The sequence below is a fragment of the Plantibacter sp. ME-Dv--P-095 genome, assembly GCF_030209365.1.
GTDB lineage: Bacteria > Actinomycetota > Actinomycetes > Actinomycetales > Microbacteriaceae > Plantibacter.
In genome coordinates this window covers 218,031-240,037 of the sequence record NZ_JARVSB010000011.1, presented here as the reverse complement: position 1 = coordinate 240,037, position 22,007 = coordinate 218,031, and the positions used below count along the sequence as shown (strand labels likewise).

Sequence of the window (22,007 nt, the reverse complement as noted above, 5' to 3'; positions counted from 1 at the left end):
CTGGGCCTCAGCCGAGCGCGGGCTTCCGGAACGGGACCACGCGACGCCAGGTCGCCATCCGCCAGAGCCATTCGATCGGTCCGTACTGGAATCGGCGCAGCCAGAGGCGGCTGAGCACCGACTGGATCGCGATGAGGACGAGCGCGCCGAGGCTGACGAGCGCGAGGTCGTCGAACTCGCGGAAGGGCACGACCAGTGCGACGAGGGCGAGGACGACGGAGGCACCGAGGTAGTTGCTGAGTGCCATCCGCCCGAGCGGTTCGAAGACGAGGGCGAGTGCCCGACGGACCGGCGTCTGCCAGAGCAGCGCGAAGCCCGTGACGTACACGATGGCGAGGACGCCGCCCGCGATGCCACCGGCGGTCGTGAAACGGGGGTCTCCGGGCTCCGTCGTCTGCCACCACAGCGCGGGGACGGCGAGCACCACCGCGCCGGCGAAGGCGATCCACACCGGGCGTCCGCCGGCGTCGAGCACCTTGGGCAGCCCGTAGGCGGCCGCTCCGGCTCCGGCGAGGAGGAGACCGGGGAGCGTGGCGAGCCCACCCCCGGTGAGGGCGTAGGCGGCGACCGTTAGGGTGACGCCGAGGCCGAGCGTCACCCAGCGCGGCGCCCACAGCACGATCGGCAGCATGAGGAGGCCGCAGATCGCGTACTCGCGGAGGATCTCGCCCGGGTAGAGGAAGGCGTGGGCGAAGCCGATCACGAACAGTGCGAGGTAGCGCAGCAGCATCGGCAGGAGCGGGTGCACACCGCGTCGGCGCGCACCCTCGATGACGAACATGGCGCTCATGCCGAAGAGGAAGGCGAAGATCGGGACGAACCGAGTTTGCACGGCGAACTCGAGGACGAGGTCCATCGTGGTCGCGTGCCGCTCGTCGAAGGGGATGTCCTGGCCGAGTCGGGTGATGTCGGGGACGTTGACGAAGAGGATGCCGGCGAGCGCGAAGCCGCGGAGGGCGTCGATGAGCTGCCACCGACGAGCAGGCGAGGCCGTCGGGGTCGCGGAGGGACTGGGCATGGCGGGGCTACTGGGCGAAGCATAAGACATATCAGTAGTACAGCAGCTCACCGCGGGAGACGCATGCACCCAGAGGATGATCTCGATCCACCTGCGGGCGCCGGGCGTCGGGCGTCAGGCGGCGGGCGCCTTCGGGCAGTGCAGTTGCGTGCGCGGGCCGGTCGTGCGGTCGACGATGTGTTCCGACATGGCTTGGCCACAGATCGGGCACCCCGACTGGGCCGACGGCGGCAGGGGCTCCTCGTTGTACGGACCGAGCGGCGGTGGCCCGAGCACCTTCCACATCCGTCCGTTCACCCAGCCGTACAGGCCGCCCGCCTCTCGGACGGACTCCCGGAAGGATCGCTTCTCACTCATATTGATGAGTGTACTAATCATTTGGGTACGATGGGACCGTGACCGCCAACGAATCCCCCACCGTCGCCACGGCCGACGACCTCCTCCAGCTGGAGAACCAGGTCTGCTTCGCCCTCGCCGTCGCGTCACGAAGCGTCATCTCGCTCTACCGCCCGATCCTCGAACCCCTCGGGCTCACCCATCCGCAGTACCTCGTGATGCTCGCGCTGTGGCAGCACAGCCCGCGGTCGGTCAAAGACCTCGGCGGTGCGCTGCAGCTCGAGCCGGCCACGCTGTCGCCGCTCCTCAAGCGGCTCGAGGCGGCCGGGCTCGTCCGGCGCGACCGCAGCCGGTTGGACGAGCGCGTCCTGGACGTCTCCCTCACGACCGCCGGCCGCGAGCTCCGCACACAGGCGGAGGCCATCCCTCACCGGGTCATGCAGGAACTGCGCATGGACGCCGACCATCTGACACAGCTCCGCGAGATGCTCCACGCGGTCATCGGTGCGGCGACCACGGCCCCGGCCGTCACGGGCACCACCGTCGAACCGAGCTGACCGACGCGACGAGCGGTCGGAGCGGGTCAGGCAGCGGGCGCCGGCGCCGGTTCCGCCGCGGCCTTGGGGTTCCGGATCCCGACGAACGAGACCAGGCCGCCCACGAACATGAACACCGCCGTGGCCAGCACCACCCGCGAGAATCCCCCGACGCCGAGCGCACCACCGGCGATGATGCCGACGAGCGCGATCGTCACGAGTCCGGCCACCCGCGACACCGCGTTGTTCACGGCCGAGCCGATGCCCGCATGGGCCGGGTCGATCGACCCGAGGATGCCGGCGGTGAGCGGCGCGACCGTGATCGCGAGCCCCAGACCGACGAGGAGGATGCCCGGGAACAACTGGAGCCAGTAGTCGAGATCCTGCTGGGCACCCATCATCAGGAGGAAGCCGACACCCGCGACGATGGGTCCGAGGGTCATGAACAACCGCGGCCCGTGCGTGCCGGCGAGCTTCCCGAACCAGGACGACAACGCGAGCATGACGAGCGTCGGCGGGAGCGTCGCGATCCCCGCGAGGGTCGCGCTGAAGCCGGCCGTCTGCTGGATGAACACGGCGATCGCGAAGAACCCGAGCGACAACGCACCGTAGATGAAGACCGTCGCGATGTTGCCGAAGCCGAAGTTGCGCACGCGGAACAACGACAGCGGCAGCATCGGATCGGGGTGCCGGCGTTCCCACCACAGGAAGGCGATGAAGGAGAGGACACCGACGATGAGCGGCACGAGGAGCATGGGGCTGTCCCAGCTGTAGCGCTCCTGCTCGATGAGGGCGAACACCGGACCTCCGAGCCCGACCGCCCCGAGCACGGCGCCGACGAAGTCGATGCGCGGACGGTGCTCGGGCTCCGGCACCCGGTCGGCACGCATCATGAGGAACAGCGTGACGAGGATCGGGATGATGTTGATCGCGAAGATGAGCCGCCACGACAGGGTGTCGACGAGCACCCCGCCGAGCAGCGGACCGGTGATGCCGGCGGCCCCCGTCCACGCCGTCCAGGTGCCGATCGCCTTGCCCTGCGCGACGCCGCTGAAGGTGGAGATGATGATGGCGAGCGAACTCGGCACGAGCAGGGCCGCCGCACCGCCCTGGAGGAGGCGGGCGATGATGAGCACCTCGGCGGTCGGCGCGACCGCACAGAGGATCGACGTCACGCCGAAGCCGATGAGCCCGATGCGGAGGATGCGGATGCGCCCGAACGCGTCGGACAGGGACCCCGCGAGGAGGATCAGCGAACCGAGCGTGATGAGGTAGGCGTCGACGACCCACTGCTGCACGATGAGGCCACCGCCGAGCTCCTTCGTCATCGCCGGCAGCGCGACGTTCACGACCGAGCCGTCGAGGAACGCGACGAACGACGAGAGGATCGCGATCGTGAGCACGAGGCGCTGCTGGCGGGTCATGGCCTCAGCGTAGACCCGGGTTCCGACGCTCCAGTCGCCAGCGCGAGGAAGCTCGACAGGCGTCGGAACGACCCACACGGAGCGCTGTCCGCAGCTCCACCTCCCAGCCCATCCTCCGCCCCGCGTTCGTAGACTGGAGATCATGGTCGACCTGTGGTGGCTCCCCTCGCTGATCGTCTTCGGCGGCGTCGGCATCATCGTCTGGCTCCTCCTCGCGTTCCTGCGCCGACGCACCCCGAAGACCCCGATCGCGTCGATCGACGACCTCCACCGACGCGCCGGCATCGCGCTCGTCCGCACCGACGACGCGGTCCGTGAGGCCGAGGACGAGGTCGGGTTCGCCGAGGCCGAGTTCGGACGCGAGGCCGCACGCGGATACGCCGCCGACGTCGCCGCGGCGCGAGCCGCACTCGGCGAGGCCTTCCGACTGCGCCAGGCCCTCGAGGACGAGGTCGCCGACACCGAGCGGCAGCGGCGCGAGTGGAACGAACGCATCGTCCACCTCTGCGAGGACGTCGAGCGCACCCTCACCGCCCGGTTGCGCGGCTTCGCCGAACGGCGTGGTGCCGAGCGCTCCGCCCCCGACCTCCTCGGAGACCTCCAGCGACGCATCGACCGGGCGCGCGAACGACTGACCACGACCGGGCTCGCGATCGCGTCGGCCGCCGAACGGTACGCGGCGAGCGCCGTCGAGGACGCCCGGGTGCTCCGTCGTACCGCGCAGACGACGGTCGACCAGGCGGTGGAGGACGCGCGGCACGCGGCCGAGCGGATCGCCGACGGACGCCCGACCGCTGCGGCACTCCACGGCCTCGGTCGGGAGCTGCAGCAGGCGGAGGACCGGCTCGACGCCGTCGAACGTTCGCTTGCGGGCATCGGCGCCGCGGAGACCGAGCTCGCTGCGGCGGCTCGGGAACTCCGGACGGTCGTCGTCGAAGCGGCTGAGCTCCGCGAGTCGGCGGAGCGACCGGAGACGGCCGACGTCATCGCCGGAGCGATCGACCGCGCGAACCGCGCCCTCCTGCTGGCCGAGTCCGCGACCTCGCCGGACGGCGAGCGCATCCTGCCGGATCCCGCTCGACGCCTCGAGTCGGTGCGCGCCGCCGACATCGAGCTGGACGCCGCCCTCGCGACGGCTCGGAGTGAACGGCGGCGCCTCGACAACGCCCGTGAGGCGATGCGGGGGGCGATGTTCACGGCCGACAGCAACCTGCGCATCGCGGCTGACGTCATCTCCGCGCACCGAGACCGGGTGGGTGCCGACGCCAGGACCCGGCTGGCCGAGGCGAAGCGCCAACTCGCGCTGGCCGAGGCGGCTGCTGCGGCCGATCCGGTCGAGGCGCTCGACGCCGCTCGCCGGGCTTCGCGGATCGCCCAGGACGCGGACGCCCTCGCACGGTACGACCTCGGCTGAGTGAGGCCTCGGCTGCGTGAGGCCTCGGCCGACGGGACTGGGTCGCCGGAGGCCGCCGTCGGGCTCGTCGACGTGCCGCAGTGTAGGTCGTTCCGCCGCCGAGCGCCCGGCGTTTACGTTTCATCTCGAACTGTGACCCGCCCTCGGTAACGTGACGAGCGTCGTCTCGAACTCCTGTGGAGACTGTCCCCGTGCACGCACCAGTGCACCCACAGACAGATTCGAGGACCACTCATGACCGAGCAGACCGGACCAGGACCGAGCGAGTTGCGGGAGTCGATCGCCGCCGGCAAACGGAAGCGTCGAACCATACTGATCGGCGGGATCGCGGCCGTCGCCGTCGCCGCCATCGCGATCGCCGTGTCGGTCGTCGTCGGCGGCCAGAACGGCGCCGCCGACGCCGCGACCGGATCCGGCGCACCCGCCGAACGGCTCAGCGTCAAGATCGCCGTGTCCGAGGACACGCAGTTCCAGGACGCCGTGAAGGAGGTCGCCGCCGAGAAGGGCCTCGACGTCGAGTGGGTCAACGTGAAGGACTGGGTGCTCCCGAACACCGAGCTCGTCGCCGGCACCGTCGACGCGAACGCGTTCCAGCACATCCTCTACCTCTCCGCCTTCAACGCGGAGAACGACGCCGACCTCACGCCGGTGTTCTCGACCGTGATCACGCAGTGGGGCATCTTCTCGAAGACGCTCGGTGACGTGCAGGACCTCGCCGACGGCGCCCGTGTCGCGATCCCCGACGACCCGTCGAACGGTGGTCGCGCGCTGAACATCCTCGCCGCGGCCGGCCTCATCGAGATCGCCGCGGACGCCGGCAACTTCCCGACCGTCGAGGACGTCACCGCGAACGAGCGGAACCTCCAGTTCGTGCCGCTGCCGGCGACGAGCATCCCGCAGCAGTTCGACGACCCGTCGCTCGCCGCCGTCGTCGTCGGCACCTCGTACTTCGACCCGAGTCAGAACATCACCAAGGACGACGCCCTCTTCCTCGACGACTCGCTCTCCGAGAAGAACCTGCCCTACGTCAACGTCGTCGCCACCCGTGAGGACGACAAGGACAACCCGGCCTGGAAGATCCTCGAGGAGACCTACGCCGACCCGCGCGTCGCCGAGGCCCTCGACGACGAGTTCGCCGGGAACTCGATCCTCGTCCAGGTGCCGGTGAAGGAGCTCCGCGACAAGCTCGCCGAGCTCCAGACCGAAGCCGGATAGGACGACCACGCAGTGGCCGCCCGGGAGCTCCCGGGCGGCCGTCCCGCGAGAGGAGCAGCTATGAGTACCGCGATCACCTTCGAGGACGTCAGCAAGACGTTCGAGGTGCAGGGCCGCGCCTTCGAGGCGCTTCGGAACGTCGACCTGACGGTCGAGCGAGGTGAGATCTTCGGCATCGTCGGCTACTCCGGCGCCGGCAAGTCGACGCTCCTGCGCACCGTCAACGCGCTCGAGCGCCCGACGACCGGACGGGTGATCGTCGAAGGACTCGAGATCTCGGCGCTCTCGGGATCAGCGCTGTACACGGCACGCCAACGGATCGGCATGATCTTCCAGCAGTTCAACCTCCTGGAGTCACGCACCGTCTACAAGAACATCGCCTACCCGCTGAAGCTCGCGAAGGTGCCGGACGCCGAGATCCTCGACCGCGTGGAGGAACTCCTCGCGTTCGTCGGATTGAGCGACAAAGCGCTCGCCTACCCCTCGCAGCTCTCGGGTGGACAGAAGCAGCGCGTCGGCATCGCACGAGCCCTCGCCACGCGCCCGGAGATCCTCATCTCCGACGAGGCGACCAGCGCCCTCGACCCGCAGACGACCGGCGAGGTCCTCGAACTCCTCCGTCGGGTGAACGCCGAGTACGGGGTGACGATCCTGCTGGTGACGCACGAGATCGACGTCATCCGCGAGCTCGCCGACCGGGTCGCCGTCATGGAGGACGGCGAGGTGGTGGAGCAGGGCAGCGTCTACGAGGTGTTCTCCGCGCCTCGCACGGCGACCGCGCGCCGCTTCGTCTCCTCCGTCCTGCACCACATCCCCTCCGAGGAGGTGCTCACGAAGATCCGGGCCGTGCACCACGGGCGGCTCGTGCAGCTGCACGTCGAGGATCGCGACACCAACCACCCGTTCCTCTCGCGGGTCGCCCGCGACAACGACATCGACTTCAACGTCGTGTTCGGTGGGGTCGACGAGCTCCAGGGCCGCCTGTTCGGCAGTCTCACGGTCGAACTCCTCGGCCCGGACGACCGCGTCGACGCCGCCATCGACGGGCTCCGTGCCACGGCGACCGTCACCGCCATCGACCCGGGGCCGGCGCCGCACTCCACGGTCCCTGACGCCCACGCCTCGGTCCCTGAGCCTGTCGAAGGGCGACCACGCGCCGAGGACCCCACCATCCTGAAGGAGCACACCCATGCGTGACTTCGACCCGGAGGCGTTCTTCCCCCGTCTCCTCAAGGCCATCGGCGAGACGGGGTTGATGGTCTCCGTCGCCTTCGCCGTCGCGACCGTCATCGGGATCCTGCTGGGCCTGCTCCTCTACGCGAGCCGTCCCGGCAACCTCCTGCAGAACCGCCTCGTGTTCGGTGTCCTCAACTTCATCATCAACGTGATCCGGCCGGTGCCGTTCCTCATCGTCGCGATCGCGCTCATCCCACTCACGCGGCTCGTGTTCGGTACCGGGCTCGGACCGCTGCCCGCGACGATCCCGCTCATCCTCGTCGCGAGCGTCGCGATCGGGCGCGTCTCCGAGTCGAACCTCGTCGCCGTCTCGCCGGGCGCGATCGAGGCCGGCGCCGCCATGGGGGCGAGCCCCGCGCGGGTGCTCTTCACGATCGTCGTCCCCGAGGCGCTCGGGCCGCTCATCCTCGGGCTGACGTACATCCTCGTCGCCCTCGTCGACGCCACCGCCGTGGCCGGCGTGCTCGGTGGCGGTGGGCTCGGCGACCTCGCCATGACCTACGGCTACCAGCGGTTCGATTGGATCGTCGTCGGCCTCGTCGTCATCACCCTCGTCGTCCTCGTGCAGCTCGCGCAACTGCTCGGCAACGTCCTCGCGAAGCGGGTGCTGCACCGATGAACGACACCGACTTCGACGCGTTCCTCGCCCGACTCCGCGGCGGCGCCGTGGCGCGCGAGACCGACCGGCGCCTCCTGTTCGACGAGGTCGCCGAGCTCCGGCGGCTCGGCTTCGCCGCCGCCCGGGTCCCACGGGAGTCCGGTGGCGCGGGGCTCACCCTGGAGCAGCTCTTCACCCGGCTCATCGCCCTGTCCGCCGCGGATTCGAGCCTCGGGCATGTTTGGCGCGGGCACATCCTGTTCGTCGAGTCCCTGCTCGCCTCACCCGACGCCGCCTACCGCGAGCTCTGGTTCGCCCGGCTGCGCGACGGTGACCTCGTCGGGAACGCGCAGTCCGAGCGCCACGCGACGGCCCACCTCGAGACCGTCCTCGACCGCGACGGCGAGACGCTGACGATCACGGGCACCAAGTACTACACGACCGGCAGCATCTACGCCGACTGGATCCACCTGTCGGCCCTCGACGGCACGGATCGGGTCGCCGCGACGGTCTCGGCGCACGACCCAGGAACCCGCTCGGTGGACGACTGGGACGGCTTCGGCCAACCGCTGACCGGGAGCGGCACGACGACGTTCGACCGGGTGCCGGTGGACCCTCGCGACCTCGTCGTCCACCGCGGCGACGCGGCGGCATGGCACCGCACCGGCGCCCTGCAGCAGCTCATCCTGCTCGGCGTGGTCGCCGGGATCGCGCAGCGCGCGCTCGAGGACACCGTCGACTACGTGCGGGCGCGACGTCGCACGGTCGGCCACGCGGGCGAGCATCTGCCCAGCCAGGATCCGCTCGTGCAGGCGATCGTCGGACAGCTGAGCAGCGTCGTCCACACCGCCCGAGCGCTCGTCCTCGCCGCCGCCCGGACCCTGGGCGAGTCGGGCAACGGTCCCGACACCGCCCGCGAGACGCTGTTGGAGGTCTTCCGCGTCCAGCAGGTCGTCCTCCCGCTCGTCCTCGACGCGCTCAGCCGGCTCTTCGAAGTCGGTGGGGCCTCCGCCGTCGGTCGGGCGTCGGCGCTCGACCGGCACTGGCGAAACGTCCGCACGATCGCCTCGCACAACCCGGCCGTCCAACGAGCGGCGGCCCTTGGGCAGTTCGAACTGCTCGGCACCCTGCCCGAGTGGGAGGCGCCTGGCGCGCGGCCGGACGCGGAACCGGCGACGACGGCCCCGGTGCCGGCTTCGGCGACCGCTTCGGCGGCGGTCACGGTGGATGGCGAGGCGTCATGAGCGCGACGACCGTCGACAGGGATCTGGTCGCGCGCTTCGCTCCGCTCTTCGACGAACTCGGGCGGGGCGCCGTTGAGCGGGAGCGCGAGCGCCGCCTGCCGTATGCCGAGGTCGAAGCGCTTCGCGAGGCCGGCTTCACCCGGGTGACCCTGCCTCGCGAACACGGCGGCGATGCGGCCACGCACGGCGAGTTCTTCGAGTTGCTCGCGGAACTCGCCAGACGCGACCCCAACCTCGCGCAGCTGTTCCGCTCCCACTTCTCCTACCTCGACCGCACCCTGCACGCGCCGGCGTCCGCTGACCGGGAGGCACGCCTCGCCCGGCTCGCCGACGGCGCCGTCGTCGGGAACGCGAGCCACGAACGCTCGACCGCCAAGGTGGGCTCGCTCGCCACCCGCCTCACCGAGACGCCCGAGGGGCTGCGGTTGAACGGGACGAAGTTCTACAGCACGGGCACGCTGTTCGCCGACCTCGTCGGGGTCGCGGCCGAGCAGGACGGCGAGTTCGTCTCGGTGCTCGTGGACACGGGCGCCCCCGGCGTCGATCGGATCGACGACTGGACCGGGTTCGGGCAGCGCTTGACCGGCAGCGGCACGACGGTGTTCACCGATGTCGCGGTCGATCCGTCGACGGTGGTCCGACGCGAACCGGACCGGCCGTCACATGGTGGCGCGTTCGTACAGCTGGTCCTGCTCGCCGCGGTCACCGGCATCGGGCGGGCGATCGTCGACGACGCCGCCGGGTTCGTCCGCGCGCGGACGAGGACGTACAGCCATGGCGCGGCCTCCACCGCTCAGGGTGACCCGATCGTGCAGGAGGTCGTCGGCGAGCTGTCGGCGAAGTCCTTCGCGGCCGACGCGGCGCTGGCTGCGGCGACGACCGCGCTCGAGCGTTCGAGCAGCGCGATCCTCGATGGCGATCCCGAACGTATCCGAGCGCAGCTCGCCGCCGTCGAGCTCGCCACGGCCCGGGCACAGCTCGTGATCCTGCCCGCGGTGCTGGACGCGGCGACCGCCCTGTTCGACGTGGGCGGCGCCAGCGCCGTCGAGACGCATCTCGCGCTCGATCGGCACTGGCGGAACGCCCGCACGATCGCCTCGCACAACCCGGCCCGCTTCAAGGCGAGGGCCATCGGCGACCACCTCGTCAACGGCACGCCGATCGTCTCCTGGTGGAGCACCGGCGAGGCCTGACGCCCTACTTCAGCCCGGAGAACGCGAGCCCGTCGATCACCCGGCGTTGCAGCACGATGAACAGGATCAGCACCGGCGCCATGGCGAGGATCGACGCCGCCATCATCACCGGATAGTCCGTGGTCTTGTCGCTCGAGAGCGTCGCGAGCCCGGCGGCGAGCGGCATGGAGTTCGCGTAGGTCGAGACCACGAGCGGCCAGAGGAGTTCGTTCCACGACCACAGCACCGTCGTGATGGCGAGCACACTGATGCTCGGCTTCGCGAGCGGGAGCATGATCTTCCAGAAGATCTGGAACGGTCCGGCCCCGTCGATCCGGGCGGCCTCCTCGAGTTCCGTCGGGAGGTTCAGGAACGCCGTCCGCATGAGGAACGTGCCGAACGCGCTGAACAGGCCCGGTGCCACGATGCCGAGCGTGGTGTTCAACCAGCCGAAGCCCTGCACGATCTGGTACTGCGAGATGAGGTACGCCTGCGACGGCACCATGAGGATCGAGAGCGTCACCGCGAGCAGGATCGTGCGTCCCCGGAACCGCATGCGGGCGAACGCGTACCCCGCCATGGTGCAGAGGACGATCTGCGCGACGGTCCGGATGACCGTGATGAGGATCGAGGTGCGGAGCTGGTCGAGGAACGGGAGCCGTTCGAACACGGCGGCGTAGTTCTGCCACTGCAGTTCCGCCGGCCAGAACGTGGGGACCACGCTCTGCACCTCCGCGTTCGTCGACAGCGACATGATGATCTGCCAGATGAACGGGAACGCCATGATGAGGCCGCCGACACCGAGCACGATGTGGGCGACGACGTGGGACCCGCGTCGTTGGCCGGGGCGACCGGCGTCGCGGCGGCGGGCTGAGGCGGCGGTCGGGCGGCCGGATCCCGGGACGGTGACGGCGCGGGTGGTGAGCGGCGCCGTCGCGGTGAGTTGCTCAGTCATGGTTCACCCATCGTTTCTGGAGCCGGAACTGCAGGAGCGTGACCAGTCCGATGATCAGGAAGATCACGATCGCGATGGCCGACGCGTAGCCCTTGTCGTTCTGGACGAAGCCCTGGTCGTAGAAGAAGTAGACGAGCGACATGCTCTTGGGGAGCACGGGGTTCGTGCTGCCGAGGATCGCGTACAGCAGGTCGAAGAGCTGGAAGCTCGAGATGACCGTGATGATCGTGACGAAGAAGATGCTTGGGGTGAGCAGCGGCACCGTGATGGAGCGGAACTGACGCCAGCGGGTCGCCCCGTCGAGCTCGGCGGCCTCGTACAGCTCGGGCGCGATGTTCTTGAGCCCGGAGGCCAGGATGATCATCGAGAAACCGAGCGAGGACCAGAGGCCGACGATCGCCACGGCGAACATCGCGGTCCCCGGCGTGCTGATCCAGTACGGACCGTCGATGCCCACGAGCGACAGCGTGTAGTTGAGGATGCCGAAGTCGCCGTTGAAGATGATGCGCCACACGATCGCGACGGCGGTCGGCATCGCCACGTACGGCAGGAAGAAGAGCACCCGGTAGAAGCTCGCGAAGCGGAGGCCCGGGAGGTTCAGCAGGCTGGCGAGGTAGACGGCGATCGGGATGCCGAGGAGCACCACCGCCGTGTAGATGAGGGTGTTGCCGAGCGAGGCGTAGAGCCGCGGGTCGGCGAACAGCCGCACGTAGTTCTCGACACCCGTGAAGGTGGTTCCGCCGAAGACGCCCCACTCGGTGAACGAGTAGTAGGCGGTCTGGATCATCGGCCAGATGAAGAAGACGCCGATGCCGGTGAGGAGCGGGAGGACGAACGCCCACGGCCAGGCACCGTCGCCGCGGGCGGCACCCCGCCGTGCCGCTCTCGATGAGGAGAGCGGCGCCGACGGGGTGCGCGTCACGGTCTGACCCGTCACTTCTTGGCCAGGGCGGCGTTCATCTGCTCGGCGATCTCCTTCGCCACGTCGGAGACGGGCTTGTCGCCGCTGAACGCGTCGGGCAGGAGTTCGACCTCGAGCGCGTTCCATGCCGCGGTGTTCTCCGAGACCGGCAGCGGCTTGGCGTAGTCGAGGGCGTCGAGGAAGACCTGCAGGTTCATCGTCGGGTAGGAGTCGACGAAGGACTGCTGGGTGCCGGTGAACGCGGGGATGACGGCACCGAGGTCGCCCTGCTGCTGCTGCGCTTCCTCGCTCGCGAGGAAGACCTGCAACGCTTGGGCTGCCTGCTTGTTCTTGCTCGCGGACGCGACGACGTTGGAGACGCCGTGGATGACCGTCGCCTGCTCCTTGCCGATCGGCAGCGGGAAGGCCTGCGTGGTGGCGGCGACGTCGGACTCACCGACGAGGGGTCGCAGCCAGCTGCCGCCCCAGTACATGGCGACCTTGCCCGAGGTGAACCACTGGTCGGCCGGGGTGTCCGTCAGCTGCTGCATGTTGGGCGAGGAACCGTTCGCGATGAGGTCCGTCCAGAACTGGAGCCCTTCCTGTGCCTCGGGGCTGTCGTACTCGGACTCGGTCTGGTCGGCGTTGATGACCTCGCCGCCCGCCTGCAGGATCGTGTTGTAGTACGTGGTCTGGCCGTCCATACCGCCTGCGGCCCCGTAGACGCCCTGGTCCTTCAGGTTCGTCGAGATCGTCTGCGCTGCGGTGTCGAAGTCGTCCCAGGTCCAGTCGTCGGCGGGCAGGGCCACACCGGCCTGCTCGAACAGGGCCGTGTTGACCCAGACACCCACGGTGTCGAAGTCCTTCGGAACGCCGTACTGCGTGTCCTCGAGCGAGTACAGCTCGTTCAGGGCCTCGGGGTAGTTCTTCGGGTCGATGTCGCCCGCCTTCACGGCGCCGGTGATCGGTTCGATCTTGCCGTTGGCCGCGTAGACCTGGAAGTTCGGGCCGTTCAACCAGAAGAGGTCGGGGAGGGTGTCGCTCGACGCCTGCGTCTGGAGCTTCGACCAGTAGGACGCCCACGGCGTGACGTTCACGTTGACGGTGATGTCGGGGTAGACCTCGTTGAACGCCTCGATGTTGGCGTCGATCGCCGCGACCTGGGCCTGGTCCCACACGCCGTAGGTGATCTCGGCCTTGAGGTCCTTCGGGGCTGCGGCGTACTCGCCGCCGGTCGCGCCGCCGCCACCGGTGCTGCACCCGGCGGTGAGGGCTGCGGCGGCCAGCAGGCCGATGCCGCTGAGGACGGCACGGCGACGGGCGCGGCCACCTGGTGATGAGGTGTGGTTCGTGAAGAACGAAGGCATGACGGGAGTCCTTTCGAGGTGCGCTACCGGGCGGTGGCGTCGAGGGAGTGCGGTGCAGTGCTGGAAGGCGTCGCGGTGCTGGTGGTGAGGGAGGAGAAGTACTCGACGAGCGTCGGGTCGAGAGGAGGCACGTCGAGCGGGATCGAGCCGTTCCGGAGCGAGTGCGCGGCGAGCGCACCGGCGGCGACCGCCTGCCGTGCGGCGACCGGGGACAGCGTGGTCGGGGTCCCGTCGGCCACGAAGGCGAGGAACTCGTTCATGGTGTCGACGTCGGCATCGGCGTGCCCTTCCTCGACGCCCACGATCGGGTACTCGGCGTCGCCCTCGGTGCTCCAGGTGCGTCGGCGGTTCCAGACCTTGACCGTCCCGCCGGCGGTGTCGCCGATGTTCTCGAGTCGGCCGTGGGTGCCGATGACCGTGTAGTTCCGCCAGTAGTCGGGCGTGAAGTGGCACTGCTCGTAACTCGCGGTGATCCCGCCGTCGAGGGTCATGAGCATCATCGAGACGTCCTCGACGTCGACCACCGGGTTGAGTCCGCGCTGTTCCTCGGGCGGCCAATTGTCGTAGGAGAACCAGTCGGCCATCGTCTGGCCGCTGCGGTCCTCGCGGTCCTCGACCTCGCCGTACACCGCGAGGTCGCCCATCGCGACGACGCGCCGGGTGTAGGCACCCGCGAGGAAGTGGACCACGTCGATGTCGTGGCTCGCCTTCTGCAGGAGGAGGGTGTTCACGCGCGAACGGTCGGCGTGCCAGTCCTTGAAGTAGTAGTCGCCGCCGTTGCCGACGAAGTGACGCACCCAGACGGACTTGACCGCGCCGATCTCGCCCCGCTCGATGACCTCGTGCATGAGTCGGACGACGGCGGCGTGGCGGAAGTTGTGTCCGACGTAGAGCGGCGTCCGCGACTCGTAGGCGGCCTGGAGCACGGCATCGGCGTCGTCCAGCGTGATCGCGAGCGGCTTCTCGAGGTACACGGCGATGCCGGCACGCAGCAGGTCGACCGCGATCTCCTTGTGGGTCCAGTCCGGCGTCGTGACGATCGCGGCGTCGATACCGCCCTGGGCGATGAGCGCCTGGTGGGAGTCGAAGACGTCGAGGTCGTCGCCGAACATCTGCCGCGCTCGGCTGCGACCGATCTCGGTGGTGTCGACCGCTGCGACGATCGCCGCCGGCGTCGGGCTCGCGGCCACGTGCTCCGCGATGTACGCGCGCTGACCGGTGCCGATGACGGCGACCCGGAGCCCGGTGGGGGTGGTGGCTGGTGCGTTGCTCACTCGATCACATCCGCTTCCTTGCGTGAAGTTGATTCATATGATGCCAAAACGATCATGAAATGACAATAGGCGATCACAGCGATCACGCAAGGGGCTCGGCAGATGCGGTGCAGAGGTTTTACCGCGCCGAAACATGTGGAGCGGGGTCGCACTTCGACAGGCTCAGTGACCGGGGGATGGCTCAGTGACCCGGAAGGAGGCCCAGCGACCGGCGGGACCCGGGACGTCGCAGGGCGCCGGAACGGGCGGACCGGCCGCGGTCAGTCGGCGATGATGAGTTCGACGCCAGCCGTGGCGAGGGCCTCGGCCAGGGCGGGATCCACCGCCGCATCGGTGACGAGCACGTCGATGCGGTCGAGCGGGCAGATGCGGGCGAAGGTCGCCTTGGTCATCTTCGTGCTGTCGGCGACCACGATGACCCGCTTCGCCACCTTGACGAACTCCTGGCTCACAGCGGCCTCACCCTCGTGCAGGGTGGTGGCGCCGAACTGCGCGCTCAGCCCGTCGACGCCGAGGATCGCCACGTCCAGGGCGATCTCAGCGAGCGCGCCGGCGACGAGCGAGCCCACGAGTTCGTAGGACTGCCGGCGGGCGACGCCGCCGGTCACGACGATCTTCACGTGCGACCGCACCGACAGCTCGTAGGCGATGTTCAGCGCGTTCGTGACGATCGTGACGGACGCGTCCCCGTCGGAGCGGACGAGGTGCTCGCTCCGACCGATCACCCGCGCGACCTCGCTCGTGGTGGTGCCACCGTTCAGTCCCACGGCGTCGCCCACGTTGATGAGCGTGGCCGCCGCCTTCGCGATGGCCCGCTTGGCGTCGGCCTGGCGCGCGATCTTGTACTGCAGCGGCAGCTCGTAGCCGGTGCCGAGCGCCGCGGCACCGCCGTGGGTCCGGGTGACGAGACGCTGTTCGGCGAGTGCCGTGAGGTCGCGTCTCGCGGTCGCGGCGGAGATGCCGAGTGCTTCGCCGATCTCGGCGATCGTCACGTTGCCGCGTTCGCTCACGAGCTCGAGCAGGGCGTTGAGTCGCTGTTGTTGCGTCATCTGTCCTGCATTTCGGATCGAGTCGGGCGTACTGTGACCATCATATGGGCGCTCGGCGAGCGTCAGTATGATCGATTCTGATGATTTGCTCTGGTATCGATCAGATTCGATCCGGTATGGTTGCTCCCAACGCATCGCCCCGTCGCGATCGCGTCCCTCCACGCGAAAGGCACTTCATGCCCGACACCTTCGTCGCCGCCGAATTGGCGTCGCAGCCCGCTTCCTGGCGCACCGCAGCCGCCCTCGTCCCGGAGTTCTCCGCCGTGCTGCCGCAGCCGGGCGAGCGCGTCGCGGTCGTCGGGTGCGGCACGAGCTGGTTCATCGCGATGAGCTACGCCGTCCTCCGCGAACAGGCCGGGTTCGGCATCACCGATGCGTTTGCCGGTTCCGAGTTCCCGGGTGTCCGCGACTACGACCGCATCGTCGCGATCTCGCGCTCCGGCACGACGACGGAGATCGTGCAGCTGCTCGAGGCCGTCGGCGAGTCGGTGACCACGGTCCTCATCACGGCCGTCGAGGACTCGCCGGCGACAGTCCCGGCGGCCCACGTGGTCGCGCTCCCCTTCGCCGACGAGCGCTCGGTCGTGCAGACCCGCTTCGCCACCACGACGCTCGCGCTCCTCCGCGGCTCGCTCGGTCACGACGTCGAGGCCCTCGCCGTCGAGGCCGAACAGGCCCTGACCATCCCGATCGACGACCACCTCTCGGCCGACCAGGTGTCGTTCATCGGGCTCGGGCACGCGGTCGGCCTCACCTTCGAAGCCGCGCTCAAGACGCGCGAGGCGGCCCAGTTCTGGGCGGAGTCCTACCCGGCCATGGACTACCGCCACGGCCCCATCGCCATCGCGCAGCCCGGCCGGCTCGTCTGGTCGCTCGGGCCCACGCCTGCCGGTCTGCCCGACGACGTCGCGGCCACCGGCGCGACGTTCGTCCAGCACGACCTCGACCCCATCGCGGGACTCGTCGTCGCCCAGCGGTTCGCGATCGCCCTGGCGGAGGCCCGCGGGCTCGACGCCGACCACCCCCGTTCGCTCACGCGCTCCGTCATCCTGACGCCGTGACCGCCGGAGCGGTCCTCGGGGTCGACGTCGGCGGGACGGGCGTCAAAGCCGCACTGACGGCGGCCGACGGCACGGTCCTCGGGCGCTGGCGCGAGGCGACCCCGGTCGACGACCCGTCCGGCAGCCGGACGAGGGACGTCGTCCTGCGCCTCGTCGAGACCGCGCACGCCGTCTCGCCACCGGTCGCGGTCGGCGTGGTCGTCCCCGGCGTGGTCGACGAGGAACAGGGCGTCTGCATCCACGCCGTCAACCTGGGCTGGCGCGACCTCGCCTTCCCGGAACTGCTCCGCCCCTCGCTCGACGTCCCGCTCGCATTCGGTCAGGACGTCCGCGCCGGCGCCCTCGCCGAGGCGGTGTCCCTGGCCACGGCGGGGATCCACGGCACCATCGCGTTCGTCCCCGTCGGCACCGGCCTGGCCTCGGCGCTCGTCATCGGAGGCGTCCCCTTCGCCGGCGGTGGCTGGGCGGGCGAGATCGGGCAGCGCGTGATCCAGGACGGACCGCACCGCGGACTCCGCGTCGAGGAGCTCGCGTCGGCAGGCGGTATCGCGAGGCGCGCGGGCACCCGTGACGCCAAGACCGTCGCCGATGCGGCCGCTCGCGGTAAGGCTCCGGCCGTCGCGATCTGGAACGACGCGATCGACGCGCTCGCGGAGGCCTTGGCGGGCATCACCGTCGTCGCCGCACCGGCCGCCATCGTCGTCGGCGGCGGACTCGCCCTCGCCGGCCCAGCCCTCTTCGAACCACTCGAACGCGCCCTGCGAGACCGCCTCGCGATCGTGCGTGTGCCGGCGATCCTGCCCGCCCGTCACGGCGACGAGGCAGCAACGGTCGGTGCGGGCATCCTCGCCCGACGTCTGGTCACGGCACGATGACGACGCCGAGCCTCGACGGCGGCCAAGTCGTCATCGTGACACCGAACCCCGCGGTGGACATCACCTACGAGGTCGCCGAGCAGCAGATCGGCGTGACGCAGCGCGTCGGTTCCGTCGTCCGACGCGCCGGCGGGAAAGGCGTCAACGTCGCCCGCGTCCTCGCGATGTTGGGCATCCCCACCGTGCAGGTACTCCCCCTCGGCGGCTCCTCCGGCTCGTGGCTCCGGACCGCCCTCGAGTCGGACGGACTCGCCACCCGCGTGGTCTCCCTCGCCGACGAGACGCGTTCGACGGTCGCGGTGGTCGACGGCCACCACCACCCCACCCTGTTCGCGGAGGCCGGGCCGGCGGTGACGCCCGAGGAATGGGCCGCGGTGACGACCGAACTCACGATCGCGGTCCAGGGCGCGAGCATGCTCGTCCTGTCCGGCTCCCTGCCGCCGAACACCCCCGACACCGTCGTCGCCTCCATCGTGCGGGTCGGTGTCGACGCGGGAGTCCCGGTCGTCGTCGACGTCAGCGGGCCGGCGTTGCTCGCCGCCGCGAGAGCCGGGGCGACGATCCTCAAACCCAACCTCGAAGAGGCCCTCGAGGCGACCGGTACCTCCACGCTCACCGCCGCCCGTGCGGCCCTCCTCGCACTCGGCGCCGGCACCGTGGTCATCTCGCGCGGCGCCGACGGCCTCACCGCCGGAGACGCGGCGGGCGAGTACGAGGTGCCGGCCGTCCCCGGTGTGCGCGGCAACCCGACCGGGGCCGGCGATGCCGCGACCGCCGGACTCGTCGCAGCCCTCCTCGCCGGAGACGCCCTCCCCGAGGCGCTGCGGACCGCCGCCGCCGCTGGAGCAGCGGCCGTGCTGGAGCCCGTCGCCGGGTCGATCGACCTCGACGCGTTCCGCAGCTTCCTCGCCCCACCCATCCGTTCCACCACCGGACCATCCGCGGTGCCGACACCGTCGTCCACCACACCGTCCGAATCCGCCGCAGACCACTCGGGAGTGACCCCATGACCACCGCCATCGACTTCACCACCCTCCTCGGCCACGCATCGACGTCGAACGCGGGGATCGCCGCGTGCAACGTCGTCCTGCTCGAGCACGCCGAGGCCATCGTCGCCGGTGCCGAGGAAGCGGGACTGCCGGTCATCCTGCAGATCAGCGAGAACTGCGTGCGGTACCACGGCTCGCTCGCCCCCATCACGCTCGCCTCGCTGGCCATCGCCCGGGCGGCGACCGTGCCGGTCCTCGTGCACCTCGACCACGTCGAGTCGGCGGAGCTCATCCGCGAAGGGGTCGAGCTCGGGGTCGACAGCGTCATGTTCGATGCCTCGACCCTCCCCTACGAGGACAACGTGCGCGCCACCAAGGAGATGGTCGACTTCTGCCACGAGCGTGGCGTCGCCGTCGAAGCCGAGCTCGGTGAGGTGGGCGGGAAGGACGGTGTCCACGCGCCAGGAGCCCGGACCGTGCCTGCCGAGGCGACCGCGTTCGTGGCCGCGACCGGCGTCGACGCACTCGCCGTGGCCGTCGGGACCTCGCACGCCATGACGAGCCGAGAAGCGGCCGTCGACCACGACCTCATCCGACGACTCCGTGAGTCGGTCGCCGTACCGCTCGTGCTGCACGGATCCTCCGGCCTCCCTGATGACGAGCTCCGTGCGGCCGTCCGGTCGGGGATGACGAAGATCAACCTGTCCACGCACCTGAACGGCCTGTTCACCCGGGCCGTCCGGGGTGTCCTCGTCGAACGCCCCGAGCTGGTCGACCCCCGCACCTACGTCCGCGCCGGTCGACAGGCGGTCGCGGACGAGACCGCTCGGATCCTGCGCCTCCTCGCGACCGACTGAGCTTCACAGCCGACGCACAGCAACGTCGCGCGCTGAGCTGTTAATATATCTGCTGTCGGAGTTTTTCCGGCAGGACCACCGGTAACCGATCGACCCCCCGCGATCACCCTCCGGCCTCCCGAGCTCGATACCCCTTCGAGCGCGCGGGAGATAGGGTCACCCCTTCCCCTAGGTTCGGTGACCCGAAGCTCCGCGACACCGTCGGTCGCCTGTCGATGCCCGGGTCCGGGCTCGGGCATCGACACCGGCAGCCTCCCGGTCATCGGTACTCACAGGTTCTTTTCAGCTTCGCAACGTACTGTTTCTCCCTGAGTGCCGATGTCACAACCGGCTTCCGTGTGCAGAGTCCACACCTCCACGGATCCGCCGATGCTCCCGACATCTACACCATCTGCCGCTTCCCAGAACGGCGAACAACGATCCACCGGACGGCCCCAGCCGACCAGCACGGCCGCATGACGGCCCAGCTGCACTCCGGACGGTCTCGTCGCTTCATCCATGCGACCAGCCGCGATCGTCGTCGCATTCCCCTTCTGGATCCGGCTCATCCATCATCCGCAACATCAGAATCGAGATCCATCATGACCATCACCCAGACTCGGACCCCAGCGTCCTCCAACCGTTCCTCGGGCACCGGCGTCCACGGCCGCGGTCACTCGACCGACAAGCTCACCTTCCGCTTCGGCCTGCGCACGCCCGAGACGGGCTCCACGTCGCGCACCTCGAACAGCGCTTCGAACCGCCGCGGCTGAGTCGCCGCACCGCTCCATCCGACGCCCCCGCACGGCTTGACCGTGCGGGGGCGTCGTCGTGCGCCGACCGGCATCACCGGCACCGGTACGAGTCCGGACGATCGGACGGGTCCTGACGCTCCGGCAGGTGGGACAATCCCCACATGGATCCGGTCGCCCTCATCTCATGGATCGTCGTCTTCGTCGTCGTCACCGTCACGGTGTCGGGTCTGTCCGGCCGAGCCGGCGTCTCCGCCCCGGTCGCCCTGGTGCTCGTCGGCGGTGTCGCGTCGTTCATCCCCGCCGTCCCGACCGTCGAGATCGAACCGGACCTCATCCTCTACGGCCTGCTGCCCCCGCTCCTGTTCGCCTCCGCGATCCGTATCTCCCTCATCGACATCCGCGCCCGTAACGACGGCATCATCCTGCTCTCCGTCGGCGCCGTCGCGTTCACCGTCGTCTCGGTCGGATTCGCGAGCTGGTTACTCATCCCCTCGATCACCCTGGCCGCCGCCTTCGCCTTCGCGGCGGTCATCGCCCCGACCGACGCCGTCGCCGTGAGCGCGATCGCCGGGCGCCTCGGACTCCCCCGGCGGGTGCTCACCATCCTCGAGGGCGAGAGCCTGCTGAACGACGCCACCGCGCTCGTCGCACTCAACGCCTCGATTCTCGCCATCACGAGCGTCGTCAACCCGGTGATGATCGCCGGTGAGTTCGTCATCGAGGTCGTCGCCGGTGTCGGCGTCGGTCTCGCGGTCGGCTGGGTCCTCTCGGAGGTCCGCCGACGCCTGCGCGCACCAGTGCTCGACACCTGCCTGTCGCTGATCACCCCGTTCCTCGCGTTCCTCCTGGCGCAGGCGATCCACGGTTCCGGCGTGCTGGCCGTCGTCTCGGCCGGCCTGCTCCTCGGCTACCGGGCGCCCATCGTGCAATCGGCCGAGGCACGCATCGCGGAGTCGCTCAACTGGCGCACCATCCAGTTCCTGCTCGAGAACGCCGTCTTCCTGTTCATCGGCCTCAACCTGGCAGGCATCCTCGAGGGAGCGATCCAGACCGGACCGGGGCTCTGGCCGACCGTGTTCATCAGTGTCGGGGTGCTCGCGGCGCTCATCGTCTCGCGCTTCGTCTGGGAGATGACGGTCACGGCGATCTACCGCCTCGGGCCCAGACGACTCCGTGAACGCAGTTGGTCGTGGGGCAACGGGATCGCCGTCTCCGCAGCCGGTGTCCGCGGTGTGGTCACCCTCGCCGCCGTGTTCCTGCTCCCGGAGGACACCCCCTCCCGCGAGTTCCTGCAGTTCCTGGCGTTCGTCGTGGTCGTCGGCACCCTCCTCTCGGGGCTCGCGCTGCCGGCGATCATCCGCGCACTCCACCTCCCGCCGCCGAACCACAGCCAGGAGCGCGTCGAGCAGCTGATGCTGATGGCGGAGGTCCAGACGGCAGGGCTGTCCCGCCTCGACGAGCTGACGACGGACGCCGACGAGGAACAGGTGCTCACCCGCCTGCGGACCAACGCGAGCTTCGTGGCCAATGCGCTCGAGCAGTACACCGGGGACGGTTCGGAGCTTCGCACCATCGCGTTCGCCCGCCTGCGCCGACAGATGATCGCCGCGGAACGGGAGGCGCTCCTCGCCGCGCGCGCGGAGGGCCGTTACCAGGAGCCGGCCGTCGCCGCGGTCCTGGCAGCCATCGACGCCGAGGAGGCGACCCTCAAGGCGATGACGCCGAAACCACCGCGATCGTAGCGGTCGACGC

General features: G+C 69.9%; 22 protein-coding genes. 13 read left to right on the top strand and 9 right to left on the bottom strand.

All coding sequences use genetic code 11. From position 1 onward, the window contains the following. Positions 1-7: 7 nt before the first annotated feature. Positions 8-1,018 carry a DUF418 domain-containing protein gene (locus QRN26_RS17015; RefSeq protein ID WP_285037658.1) on the bottom strand — a complete coding sequence of 337 codons (1,011 nt, stop codon included), beginning with the start codon at positions 1,016-1,018 and terminating at the stop codon, positions 8-10. Between the two features lie 114 nt (positions 1,019-1,132). Further along, on the bottom strand, positions 1,133-1,375 hold the full coding sequence (locus QRN26_RS17010; protein ID WP_285037657.1) for a hypothetical protein: 243 nt from the start codon (positions 1,373-1,375) through the stop codon (positions 1,133-1,135). Positions 1,376-1,413: 38 nt separating this feature from the next. Here QRN26_RS17010 and QRN26_RS17005 point away from each other — a divergent pair, with 38 nt between their 5' ends. After that, positions 1,414-1,911 (top strand): MarR family winged helix-turn-helix transcriptional regulator, encoded by a 498-nt coding sequence (locus QRN26_RS17005; RefSeq protein WP_285037656.1) that lies wholly within the window; start codon positions 1,414-1,416, stop codon positions 1,909-1,911. A 26-nt stretch (positions 1,912-1,937) separates the two neighbouring features. Here the strand turns inward: QRN26_RS17005 and QRN26_RS17000 are convergent, their stop codons facing one another. Then, positions 1,938-3,314 carry an MFS transporter gene (locus QRN26_RS17000; RefSeq protein ID WP_285037655.1) on the bottom strand — a complete coding sequence of 459 codons (1,377 nt, stop codon included), beginning with the start codon at positions 3,312-3,314 and terminating at the stop codon, positions 1,938-1,940. Between the two features lie 142 nt (positions 3,315-3,456). Here QRN26_RS17000 and QRN26_RS16995 point away from each other — a divergent pair, with 142 nt between their 5' ends. The 6 genes from QRN26_RS16995 (at position 3,457) to QRN26_RS16970 (ending at position 10,214) form a co-directional block, all read left to right on the top strand. Then, the gene (locus tag QRN26_RS16995; RefSeq protein WP_285037654.1) at positions 3,457-4,728 is read left to right on the top strand and encodes a coiled-coil domain-containing protein; all 1,272 of its coding nucleotides are present in this window, start codon (positions 3,457-3,459) and stop codon (positions 4,726-4,728) included. 234 nt (positions 4,729-4,962) lie between these two features. Then, positions 4,963-5,943 (top strand): MetQ/NlpA family ABC transporter substrate-binding protein, encoded by a 981-nt coding sequence (locus tag QRN26_RS16990; RefSeq protein ID WP_056011003.1) that lies wholly within the window; start codon positions 4,963-4,965, stop codon positions 5,941-5,943. 60 nt (positions 5,944-6,003) lie between these two features. Next, on the top strand, positions 6,004-7,140 hold the full coding sequence (locus tag QRN26_RS16985; protein WP_285037653.1) for a methionine ABC transporter ATP-binding protein: 1,137 nt from the start codon (positions 6,004-6,006) through the stop codon (positions 7,138-7,140). Continuing rightward, complete coding sequence (locus tag QRN26_RS16980; protein WP_056011000.1) at positions 7,133-7,798, top strand: methionine ABC transporter permease; 666 nt, start codon at positions 7,133-7,135, stop codon at positions 7,796-7,798. Before QRN26_RS16985 ends, QRN26_RS16980 begins: the two co-directional genes overlap by 8 nt. Then, complete coding sequence (locus tag QRN26_RS16975) at positions 7,795-9,021, top strand: acyl-CoA dehydrogenase family protein (protein ID WP_082498613.1); 1,227 nt, start codon at positions 7,795-7,797, stop codon at positions 9,019-9,021. The genes QRN26_RS16980 and QRN26_RS16975 overlap by 4 nt, the downstream gene beginning before the upstream one ends. Then, positions 9,018-10,214, top strand: coding sequence for an acyl-CoA dehydrogenase family protein (locus QRN26_RS16970; RefSeq protein WP_285037652.1), 1,197 nt, complete (start codon positions 9,018-9,020; stop codon positions 10,212-10,214). Before QRN26_RS16975 ends, QRN26_RS16970 begins: the two co-directional genes overlap by 4 nt. 4 nt (positions 10,215-10,218) lie before the next feature. Here QRN26_RS16970 and QRN26_RS16965 read toward each other — a convergent pair whose 3' ends face one another. The 5 genes from QRN26_RS16965 to QRN26_RS16945 all read right to left on the bottom strand — a co-directional run bounded on the left by QRN26_RS16965 (position 10,219) and on the right by QRN26_RS16945 (position 15,739). Next, positions 10,219-11,148, bottom strand: coding sequence for a carbohydrate ABC transporter permease (locus QRN26_RS16965; RefSeq protein WP_082456197.1), 930 nt, complete (start codon positions 11,146-11,148; stop codon positions 10,219-10,221). Then, positions 11,141-12,070, bottom strand: coding sequence for a carbohydrate ABC transporter permease (locus tag QRN26_RS16960; RefSeq protein WP_056011982.1), 930 nt, complete (start codon positions 12,068-12,070; stop codon positions 11,141-11,143). The genes QRN26_RS16965 and QRN26_RS16960 overlap by 8 nt, the downstream gene beginning before the upstream one ends. Positions 12,071-12,081: 11 nt before the next feature. Next, positions 12,082-13,416 carry an ABC transporter substrate-binding protein gene (locus QRN26_RS16955; RefSeq protein WP_285037651.1) on the bottom strand — a complete coding sequence of 445 codons (1,335 nt, stop codon included), beginning with the start codon at positions 13,414-13,416 and terminating at the stop codon, positions 12,082-12,084. A gap of 23 nt (positions 13,417-13,439) precedes the next feature. Further along, complete coding sequence (locus QRN26_RS16950; RefSeq protein WP_285037650.1) at positions 13,440-14,690, bottom strand: Gfo/Idh/MocA family protein; 1,251 nt, start codon at positions 14,688-14,690, stop codon at positions 13,440-13,442. A 260-nt stretch (positions 14,691-14,950) separates the two neighbouring features. Continuing rightward, complete coding sequence (locus tag QRN26_RS16945) at positions 14,951-15,739, bottom strand: DeoR/GlpR family DNA-binding transcription regulator (protein ID WP_056010991.1); 789 nt, start codon at positions 15,737-15,739, stop codon at positions 14,951-14,953. A 176-nt stretch (positions 15,740-15,915) separates the two neighbouring features. Here QRN26_RS16945 and QRN26_RS16940 point away from each other — a divergent pair, with 176 nt between their 5' ends. From QRN26_RS16940 to QRN26_RS16925, 4 genes are read left to right on the top strand one after another with little or no spacing between them, the layout of a single operon-like run. Continuing rightward, positions 15,916-16,800, top strand: a complete 885-nt coding sequence (locus QRN26_RS16940) for an SIS domain-containing protein (protein WP_056782099.1) — start codon at positions 15,916-15,918, stop codon at positions 16,798-16,800. Further along, positions 16,797-17,675 carry an ROK family protein gene (locus QRN26_RS16935; protein WP_285037649.1) on the top strand — a complete coding sequence of 293 codons (879 nt, stop codon included), beginning with the start codon at positions 16,797-16,799 and terminating at the stop codon, positions 17,673-17,675. Before QRN26_RS16940 ends, QRN26_RS16935 begins: the two co-directional genes overlap by 4 nt. Next, positions 17,672-18,685 carry a 1-phosphofructokinase family hexose kinase gene (locus QRN26_RS16930; RefSeq protein ID WP_285037648.1) on the top strand — a complete coding sequence of 338 codons (1,014 nt, stop codon included), beginning with the start codon at positions 17,672-17,674 and terminating at the stop codon, positions 18,683-18,685. The genes QRN26_RS16935 and QRN26_RS16930 overlap by 4 nt, the downstream gene beginning before the upstream one ends. After that, positions 18,682-19,521 (top strand): class II fructose-bisphosphate aldolase, encoded by an 840-nt coding sequence (locus tag QRN26_RS16925; RefSeq protein ID WP_285037647.1) that lies wholly within the window; start codon positions 18,682-18,684, stop codon positions 19,519-19,521. Before QRN26_RS16930 ends, QRN26_RS16925 begins: the two co-directional genes overlap by 4 nt. 269 nt (positions 19,522-19,790) lie before the next feature. On the opposite strand, the gene QRN26_RS16920 is transcribed toward QRN26_RS16925, so the two are convergent. Then, positions 19,791-20,069, bottom strand: coding sequence for a hypothetical protein (locus tag QRN26_RS16920; protein ID WP_285037646.1), 279 nt, complete (start codon positions 20,067-20,069; stop codon positions 19,791-19,793). Between the two features lie 33 nt (positions 20,070-20,102). Here QRN26_RS16920 and QRN26_RS16915 point away from each other — a divergent pair, with 33 nt between their 5' ends. Together QRN26_RS16915 and QRN26_RS16910 are read left to right on the top strand one after the other, a co-directional pair. Next, a complete protein-coding gene (locus QRN26_RS16915) occupies positions 20,103-20,273 on the top strand; it encodes a hypothetical protein (protein ID WP_285037645.1) in 171 nt (56 codons plus the stop codon). A gap of 143 nt (positions 20,274-20,416) precedes the next feature. After that, entirely contained in the window at positions 20,417-21,997 is a 1,581-nt protein-coding gene (locus tag QRN26_RS16910; RefSeq protein WP_285037644.1) for a cation:proton antiporter, read from the top strand. The last annotated feature ends 10 nt before the right edge of the window (positions 21,998-22,007 follow it).

What these genes read in the sequence shown, in the direction of transcription:
- QRN26_RS16985 (WP_285037653.1), top strand. Translation starts at nt 6,004, where the DNA reads ATGAGTACCGCGATCACCTTCGAGGACGTCAGCAAGACGTTCGAGGTG.
- QRN26_RS17010 (WP_285037657.1), bottom strand. Translation starts at nt 1,375, where the DNA reads ATGAGTGAGAAGCGATCCTTCCGGGAGTCCGTCCGAGAGGCGGGCGGC.
- QRN26_RS16945 (WP_056010991.1), bottom strand. Translation starts at nt 15,739, where the DNA reads ATGACGCAACAACAGCGACTCAACGCCCTGCTCGAGCTCGTGAGCGAA.
- QRN26_RS16925 (WP_285037647.1), top strand. Translation starts at nt 18,682, where the DNA reads ATGACCACCGCCATCGACTTCACCACCCTCCTCGGCCACGCATCGACG.
- QRN26_RS16915 (WP_285037645.1), top strand. Translation starts at nt 20,103, where the DNA reads ATGACCATCACCCAGACTCGGACCCCAGCGTCCTCCAACCGTTCCTCG.
- QRN26_RS17000 (WP_285037655.1), bottom strand. Translation starts at nt 3,314, where the DNA reads ATGACCCGCCAGCAGCGCCTCGTGCTCACGATCGCGATCCTCTCGTCG.
- QRN26_RS16930 (WP_285037648.1), top strand. Translation starts at nt 17,672, where the DNA reads ATGACGACGCCGAGCCTCGACGGCGGCCAAGTCGTCATCGTGACACCG.
- QRN26_RS16970 (WP_285037652.1), top strand. Translation starts at nt 9,018, where the DNA reads ATGAGCGCGACGACCGTCGACAGGGATCTGGTCGCGCGCTTCGCTCCG.
- QRN26_RS16955 (WP_285037651.1), bottom strand. Translation starts at nt 13,416, where the DNA reads ATGCCTTCGTTCTTCACGAACCACACCTCATCACCAGGTGGCCGCGCC.
- QRN26_RS16910 (WP_285037644.1), top strand. Translation starts at nt 20,417, where the DNA reads ATGGATCCGGTCGCCCTCATCTCATGGATCGTCGTCTTCGTCGTCGTC.
- QRN26_RS17015 (WP_285037658.1), bottom strand. Translation starts at nt 1,018, where the DNA reads ATGCCCAGTCCCTCCGCGACCCCGACGGCCTCGCCTGCTCGTCGGTGG.
- QRN26_RS16975 (WP_082498613.1), top strand. Translation starts at nt 7,795, where the DNA reads ATGAACGACACCGACTTCGACGCGTTCCTCGCCCGACTCCGCGGCGGC.
- QRN26_RS16965 (WP_082456197.1), bottom strand. Translation starts at nt 11,148, where the DNA reads ATGACTGAGCAACTCACCGCGACGGCGCCGCTCACCACCCGCGCCGTC.
- QRN26_RS16940 (WP_056782099.1), top strand. Translation starts at nt 15,916, where the DNA reads ATGCCCGACACCTTCGTCGCCGCCGAATTGGCGTCGCAGCCCGCTTCC.
- QRN26_RS16995 (WP_285037654.1), top strand. Translation starts at nt 3,457, where the DNA reads ATGGTCGACCTGTGGTGGCTCCCCTCGCTGATCGTCTTCGGCGGCGTC.
- QRN26_RS16980 (WP_056011000.1), top strand. Translation starts at nt 7,133, where the DNA reads ATGCGTGACTTCGACCCGGAGGCGTTCTTCCCCCGTCTCCTCAAGGCC.
- QRN26_RS16920 (WP_285037646.1), bottom strand. Translation starts at nt 20,069, where the DNA reads ATGAGCCGGATCCAGAAGGGGAATGCGACGACGATCGCGGCTGGTCGC.
- QRN26_RS16990 (WP_056011003.1), top strand. Translation starts at nt 4,963, where the DNA reads ATGACCGAGCAGACCGGACCAGGACCGAGCGAGTTGCGGGAGTCGATC.